Origin of the sequence: Neisseria sp. P0014.S009 (genome assembly GCF_051958155.1) — a bacterium.
Classification (GTDB): Bacteria; Pseudomonadota; Gammaproteobacteria; order Burkholderiales; family Neisseriaceae; genus Neisseria; species Neisseria flavescens_C.
This window is the reverse complement of record NZ_JBQCVS010000011.1, coordinates 57,414-65,110: the sequence shown is the minus strand read 5'-3', so window position 1 is coordinate 65,110 and position 7,697 is coordinate 57,414. Positions and strand designations below refer to the sequence as shown.

At 43.4% G+C, this 7,697-nt stretch carries 5 protein-coding genes; 1 reads left to right on the top strand and 4 read right to left on the bottom strand.

What is annotated here, in order from left to right; all coding sequences use genetic code 11:
- Positions 1–212 precede the first annotated feature (212 nt).
- The 4 genes from ACTHS4_RS08890 to ACTHS4_RS08875 form a co-directional block, all read right to left on the bottom strand.
- On the bottom strand, positions 213–746 hold the full coding sequence (locus tag ACTHS4_RS08890; RefSeq protein WP_234394536.1) for a DUF4400 domain-containing protein: 534 nt from the start codon (positions 744–746) through the stop codon (positions 213–215).
- Positions 747–891: 145 nt separating this feature from the next.
- Positions 892–2,946, bottom strand: coding sequence for a type IV conjugative transfer system coupling protein TraD (gene traD / locus ACTHS4_RS08885; protein ID WP_107697308.1), 2,055 nt, complete (start codon positions 2,944–2,946; stop codon positions 892–894).
- Positions 2,943–5,375 (bottom strand): MobH family relaxase, encoded by a 2,433-nt coding sequence (gene mobH / locus ACTHS4_RS08880; protein ID WP_440365759.1) that lies wholly within the window; start codon positions 5,373–5,375, stop codon positions 2,943–2,945. The genes traD and mobH overlap by 4 nt, the downstream gene beginning before the upstream one ends.
- Positions 5,376–5,801 carry a hypothetical protein gene (locus ACTHS4_RS08875; protein ID WP_159068519.1) on the bottom strand — a complete coding sequence of 142 codons (426 nt, stop codon included), beginning with the start codon at positions 5,799–5,801 and terminating at the stop codon, positions 5,376–5,378.
- A 595-nt stretch (positions 5,802–6,396) separates the two neighbouring features.
- Here ACTHS4_RS08875 and ACTHS4_RS08870 point away from each other — a divergent pair.
- Positions 6,397–7,695 carry a GspE/PulE family protein gene (locus ACTHS4_RS08870; protein ID WP_107697304.1) on the top strand — a complete coding sequence of 433 codons (1,299 nt, stop codon included), beginning with the start codon at positions 6,397–6,399 and terminating at the stop codon, positions 7,693–7,695.
- Positions 7,696–7,697: the final 2 nt, after the last annotated feature.

The window sequence follows — 7,697 nt, the reverse complement described above, 5'->3', positions numbered from 1 at the left end:
AAAAAGTTAGACGTTATCCGCCGCCATGGGTAGAGCGAAAACACTTTTTCAGGCGGAAACGCTAGTTCGCATAATTTATATTATGTAATAAACCATTAAAATCAATAATATAGGCCTAACTACTTTCCCACGTAGCATGTAGTTGTTTACATTTTTAGGTATGGTCTAAATCATAGCTTTGTTGTGTAATTCAAGTCAATACCCTTTAGGTTTTATAGATATTTTTTCAAATATTTTGCCTGTAAAAATATAGCTATGCTTAATAGGGTAATTGGGATCAACAAAATTATTGGATCGATAGAGAAGGGCATACTTAAATATATAAAAATAGTTGTCCATAGTATTCCGGTTCTCCAAAATTTAGCTCTATGGTAAATAGCAGCAGATTCTCGTCCCGCATTTTGTTGCCGTACTTTTCTTTTCATTAGGCCATCAAAAAATGCACTTGATATTGAAATAAAAAGTAGCGGAAAAAAAGCAGAAATATTACCTATCCGGATAGAAATTATTTTCAAAGTATCGTTCAATATAGCCAATTCGGGCTTAAATGAATCAAGCATACCGGCAAGTCCAAAGTTGATAGCGTCAGATTGAGCTTCACTTAAAAGTGATTCTATGCCGGTTACGTTAAATATGGCTAAATATAGAGTCTCATAAGCGAATCTTGTGATTTTTATATGAAACGGCACATCATCATTTTCGATACTGCTAAAAACCTGCTGGGTTTTTAACAGTTCAGCTTCCAATAAATGTTCCTGTCCGAAATAGGACTGGATGCTGATTGATGATATAAACAGTATGATTACAATCAGTAGGATAATGCAAATCCACTTAAAGGGAGTTGTAATAATGCCAATGCTGGTCGACTTACTTAGAAAATCAGAAGACTGTCTAGCCATAATATTCTCCTTCTACGAAAGCATGATTTTCATCGTCATCTACTCGGTTCAGACGAACGATCTCGCGCATTTTTTCTGCTACTGCCACCAAATCAGAAGGAACATCAAGATTTGGATCGGGGAGCGGAAGGGGGAGACGGATTTTATATAATTGACCGCCTTCCAAAAGCGCAAACGCTTGTCCCTTGGGTAAATTAATCAAATCAGATGTCTGTAGCATCGGCACAGTTTCTGTTGCTAATCTGTCTTCGTTTGAACTGGTAAAATCTTCCATATCGCCGGGTACACCTATATCTCCTGCAGAAGATACTAAGGTGCCAGAAACGATTTTGACATCAGGTAATTTACTGGTTAAAAGTTCGGCTGTTGATTCGTGCTGAACTCGCAGCATAATCATATTGTTCAGGTTACCCGCAATTTGCCCTGCTTTCGCTGCTGATCCGATTTTAGCTTCAACATCGGACCATGTCTGTGTATAGACCGTCACTTGATAGCCTGCGCCCCCGGCTTTGTTGAGTAGGGGGATGAATTCATCACCAATTAATTCATTAAACTCATCGGCATGAATTGCAACTTTGCGTTTATTGGTTTTTCCTGATTGGCCGTAACCGTGACCGTGCTTATAAATATGGCCAGAGAGTGAAGTGAGGTCGGCGAACATCGCATTTCCTACTGCAGCAGCGACTTCTGGGTCTGTCAGCGCGTCTAGCCCAACATATACTACCGCTTCAGAAGCCATAACTTTTCGCCAATCCATTAGCGGCCGCTCATCGGTCAAATCACTAAAATCAGGGCTAATCAGTTCAGCAACTTTACCACTGGTCAGTTTCTCTAAAAGGGGATAAAGCGATGATACGAGTTTATCGAAATAGGTTCGCTCATTACCTAATATACCGATAACCGCATCGGTCAGCGGGTCATTGGCTCCGGCTGATTTTGATTTTAAGAAGAAGGCTGTTTTAACTGCTTCTATATCGCGCCCGGTTTTGCCGACAGTTTTTTTCTGATCGTTATCCAACTCATAAGCTGCATATTCTGATTCCCATCCGGGATATTGCCGTTCCAAAGTCTTTTCAAAATATGCTTTTGCCAAATCGTCCATATTAACGGCACACTGGTAAATGCTCAAATAGGTTGGTTTAATGGACAAAGCCTCCATTATTTTGGCCAAGACATTTACAAACCGCCACACAAAAGCTTTAAAGGCGGCAGAGTTTCCTTCCCCCGGTAGGCCGTTCGACATTCGGGTTGCGACTTCGGTAATACGTGAAAAATCTCCTACAGGATTATATCGGCAAGATACCTCAGGAAAGCCCAGATGAAACAGGTAAAACGGCCGATTCATTTTTTTTGCCCGTGCATACATCATCAACATTACATCTGCATCACCTTTGGGGTCGAACATGATAGTAACGTCGCCGCGACAGATATCTTGATTAATCATGACTTCCGCTAAACGTGTTTTCCCTACACGGGTTGTCCCCCAAACCCCTGTATGGCCTACACGTTCTCCCAGTGACATGAAAATATCTTCTTCATGCAGCTCCACACCATGAATTTCAGGGGCCCCGCCAACAGGAGGTAATGGCGCAACAGGATTCCACCAAGCATTAGAGGAAGTCAGCTTGGTGAACCATGTTTGTCCTTCCGTCCTGATCTCATGAAGACGCGCTGCCTTGTAGATTTTTCCGGGAAGTCTCAGATGGTCATTTTCAGGTTGTCGGATCATCATCAGACGCTGTGTGTGTTTTTGCGTCCATCGAAATCCCTTACCTAGAAACAATGCCTTGTCTGAAACCGGAATCTGATCCGGCGTAGCGGCATAGTAGGGCAGATTTTTTACATTTTTCCGATACCTGCGTATACGGTTTCCTTCTTGGCTGCGTTTCAAAGCCATAAGGGTCATGGCAGGGATCGCTATATAGGGACTGAATCCGGGCATGGGCATTTGTGCGGCTGCAAACGCGGCTGCAGAATAGGCTGCTGCACTCAAAAACTCATAAGGATACCGATACACATTTTCCGGTACTCGAATGGTCAGGCTCATTTTTGTTCTCCATTTACGCCGGGTTGAAGTAAATTTTGGCTGTCCGCTAATACGATATCAATGTTGTTAGGCGGCCTACGATCTGCCTTAATAATCAAGTGGACTTTACTTTCAGGAATCAAATAACAATGGAACAGTAGTTTTTGTTGAGCTTTCACTGCTAAAGCCGAGTAGATTGCCGATCGCCTGGTACGTTCGTGCAAACCCAAGGATGTAAATCCTTTCTGTGCCAAGAGGCCTGGACAACTAGGATTATTTTTGTCAAACAAACCACCCGCATATTCACGGAAAATAACAGGTGTAACGAGCAACATGCCTTGTTCGACAAAATGAATTGGGGAACTGCTTTGATTAACAGTAATCGTTCCTTCGGATAGGCCATTGGCCAACCAGTTCCAAAAGCGTTTACCTTCGTCTTTTAATGCCTGCTTTTGGCCTGCAAAGAATTCCGAGGCAGCCTGTTTTTGCTTCGGTTCTTGATCCAATATATTTTCCTGTTGATAGGGCGTAACCGGACGGGGCGATTGAACAGGAAGGGAGAGCCTTTCGGTTTTGATTTCTTCAAATTCGGCTGCGGCAGTATCTTCTTGCGCCAAATAAACAGGCTTGGCCAGGTTGTCAGGTTGGGCCGATACCAACTTGGATTCACTCGTTTCAAAATCTGCAAAAAGGTCATCCAGCACAGACATCAGCTTATTTTTTACGGGTGCTGCAACAGGATTGGATTTCTTCTGCGGAGGCTGTATTTCCGTTTTTTCTTCCATTTTTTTGGAAGTTACTTGAGGAGAGGCCATAGACGATCCATCTTGAGTAATCGCTTCATCGGGTCTTTCTGCTTCAGTTTCCGAATCATCCAACAGATACAGATTATGAACACTCAATAAAGCATCAATTCCCGACATGCCTTTTTGTTTAGCTTTCTTCTTGGGAGCAGGGGGCACATCAATTGCAACAACATCTTTTTCAGGCATGGATACTGCTTCAGCTTTGGGAAGCACTGTATCAACCGTATTTACGGCCATGAAATCCATGGCCTTTTCGGAATATTCTGTATGCTCATTTTCTACTGAGTGATTTTCTGTTTGGACGTTTTTCTCCAGCCCCCCATTATCGGACGAGGGCTCTATTTGGTTTTGGCCTATCTCTGAAGTTATTTCCAATGTTCCACTAAATTCGTGAGGGTAGTGGCCGTCTGGATATAGGGTTTCCAGTTTGAAACGCAGCATAGTAAAAATATGTTTTTTGAGCATGCCGTCCATACGTTCGAAACTGACTAAAACATGAGTCACTGCCTTATGTTCATCGTAAGGGTTCGCAATAACTGCACCATACTCTAATAATGTATCGAAAATCCGTTGGTTATCGGTTGGGAAAGAGGGGGCTGCAGGATGCTTGTTCTTTTTCAGGTATTCACGGATATAGTCCGGAACATTTTTCGCCATCATAAATACCATATCGTCTTTGCGAAAAATATTGCCGCCGGCCGTAGTTGCAATACTGAAATGAGCCCCCCGTTCGGCAAGCATATTGCGCAGAGCCGTCATAATGGTTTCGATAAGTGGCGTTCGCTTGGCTGTAGAGAATCGCTGTCTGGAACCATGTCGTAAATCACGTGCTGTAGAAGCCATATCCGCCTGTTTAATAATATCTGCCAACGGGCCGTCTTTTTGACTGCCTGAAAGATAGCTGCGTAAGGTTTTAATGAGATTCGGATCGGATTCGTTCATCCATTTTCGAGCATTAGACGGTACAATGCTTTGGAAGAATGTCCAGCCTAATGAGGCATGGACTTCATAGGGCGTTTTATTGTCAGGGAATGTAACGCGGTAAAAATTCTTACCACTTTCATTCATATCTCCTGTATCAGGTAGCCACAATGAAAAGGCTTTTGAATCCGGCTGCTCATAGAGTTCGACTTCAAAAGAGGTTAGAGTTTTACCGATGTCATGAAGTAGGGCGGCTGTCAAAATACCGTACCGCCACACAGCCGTCAGGCGTGCGATGTCTTCGGTTTTTGCGTTTGGCGGCCAACTGCGGGATGATGAGGCAAGCAAAGATAGGGCGGCAACATCTAAGGTATGTTTAACCAAACCACCGTCTCCTGCATGGTGGTGGGATTCTGAGGCAGGAAGTCTTTGAACAAAGTTGATGAAATTATGAATCAAAGGCAGGCCGTCTAAATGCCAATTTTCATTAGATAGACCCAAGTTGCTACGAATATTGGTGATTGAAGGCTGTAAGTCCAGCTCCTCAATCAGCTCTGCCGGAGATAAAATCAAAAATTTATCGCCATGGATTTTCGCTGCCGACATGGAAACGTGCTTATCCTCCTCAAGAGCGGGTTGTGTATCTGGCCGCCGGTTGAAGTACAGGTAGGCAATGCCGGATCCGCTTAAAAGTGCTAATCCGGTATAAGATAACCAATCCATTCAATACTCCGTATAGTCAGGTTGAATCAGCCGCATCATTTTTAATTTGAATTGTGCAGCGGGGGCATGGGGCTGATCGCCTATATAAACATCTGCGTCAGGATAATATGCAAAAAAATCACGGAAAGATTCGGTCAGGCTGTTCCAGTTCCCGTTTGGCGTTTGTGCGATGAAATAACAACCTTCAAATTCCCGACTCAATAAATCGGCAATTTCGCAGTCGGTGGCAGTGGCCGGAAGCTGTGCCAGTAATGAGGTTGTTTTGTTTATAAGAAAAGCTTCGGTGGTTTGCTCGTCTAAGGTAAAGTATTCCATAAAGCCCTCGCAGCGGTGCAGCATTAACATCAGTATGCCGGTCCAGCGAGGACTGATACGCTCAAAACGCTCTAAGCTGAGGCAGAGTTGATTGAACAGGGATTTGTCCATCTGCTTATCCGTCTTTGGTTGTAATTGGTCATACTGTAAAGTTTTATCTAAAGCCGCGATTTGCAGCAAGAAAAAAACGGTACTGGTACTTTTTTTGATTGTTTCTTGACATTTTTTTTCAAATATGAAACCCAAGTCTTTTTAGGCATACCGTCAGGTATGCCGTTCCCTTTAACCTTTTGCTTTGCCTTTAAGCCTTTTTAGTCCTTTACCATTAAGTCTTTTCCTTTACCTTTAAGCCTTTTAAAAAGGGAATGCGCGGTTTTTAAGCGCATTCCCTTTTTGGCTTTTTGATAAGCCCCTTTCCCTTAATCATAACAAATCAAATATGTCAAGAAACAATACGAAAAAAAATGATTTTCTATTGTTGGTATCGAAATTGGTTGCGCAGAAGCAAAATCCACATGTCAGTGCAACTGCACGACTATTCAATTTATAACCGGTCTGTGTTTTGGAAATAGAGATGGGGGCATCTTTAATTTTCAAAGAATCCGTATTCTTAAAGAGGGACGTTGAGAAAACCTGTTCCATGCAGACGTACCGTATAGCGTCTGTTTCAGCGTCCTTCTTTAAGAATATGAGGTAGAGACCGACCATGCAAAACGTCAATCACACAGAATTTCCTGTCGCTTTTCGAATGCTGCTTCAAGAAGAAGGTAAAAAATTCGATATCGGCGACTCCGGAAAATTTCTTAAAAAAAATTCCGGCGACGAAGAAGTTGTCGGCTTTCTGAATTGGGTATTCCCTTACGCAAAATCTCTTAAGGCTTCGGACGTACATTTTTCAAGTCGTGAAAACGGCTGCCAAATACGTATCCGTCACGAAAACATGGAAATCGCTAATGAATGGCTCTTTTCTCGCCAGTCAGCCTTAGTCATCAACGATCACATCCGTGCCAAATGCCGAATGCCTATACACGACATTGATTCCTGCTTTGATTCATCATTTTGGATGCTGGATAAAGATGGGGAGTCAATGATTGATATCCGGGTAAGCCTCGTTCCCACCACTTTTGGGCAAAACATTGTTTGCCGTCTGGGTAATCAGGCAGCGGATCTTCCATTGGAAAAAATAGAAATGTCCGATAACGTCCGGCATGCTTATATGCGCGCTTTGGACAGTAAGCAGGGAATGATTATCGTCAGCGGCCCGACCGGGTCAGGTAAGAGTGCTACGTTGGCGGCAAGCATCAACCATCTGAATCGTGAAGAAGTCAATATCATGACGGTTGAAGATCCGGTTGAAAACAGGATCCCGGGAGCTAACCAGGTCAGTATCAGTGTTCATAGAACATTTGCCCAAGTATTGCGTTCTTTTTTGCGTCAGGATCCTGATGTCATCATGGTTGGAGAAATTCGTGATGAAGAAACAGCCTCAATTGCAACTACTGCTGCCAATACCGGCCATTTAATCTTATCAAGTGTGCATGCTAACGATGCGCCGGCGACATTACTGAGGCTTATGGATTTGAGCGCCGAGCCTTATGCGCTGGCAGAAGCCTTACTGTGCTTCTTTTCTCAAAGATTGGCACGTAAATTGTGCAGCAACTGTGCAAAAGAACTACGGCTGTCTGCCGAACAGTCGGAGTCATTACCTACCCGGTTTAAGGGACAAACTTATTATGTTATGAACGAGCAAGGTTGTGATTTGTGTGAGGGTAAGGGGCATAAGGGCAGAATCCCTGTCTTCGAAATGGCTTTCAATAACGAAGATGTGCGCAAAGCGATTTTAGAGAGAAACATGGAGAATGTTCGTCAGGCCCTGTTTAAGCAGCCTGCATATCGTACGTTGACTGAGGCTGCCTTAGAGATGTCGGCGATTGCAAAAATGGATTTTTACGATGCTTTGTCGATTACTCAGCAAAGCTCTTTACCAGACATGAAAGACGATTGAAA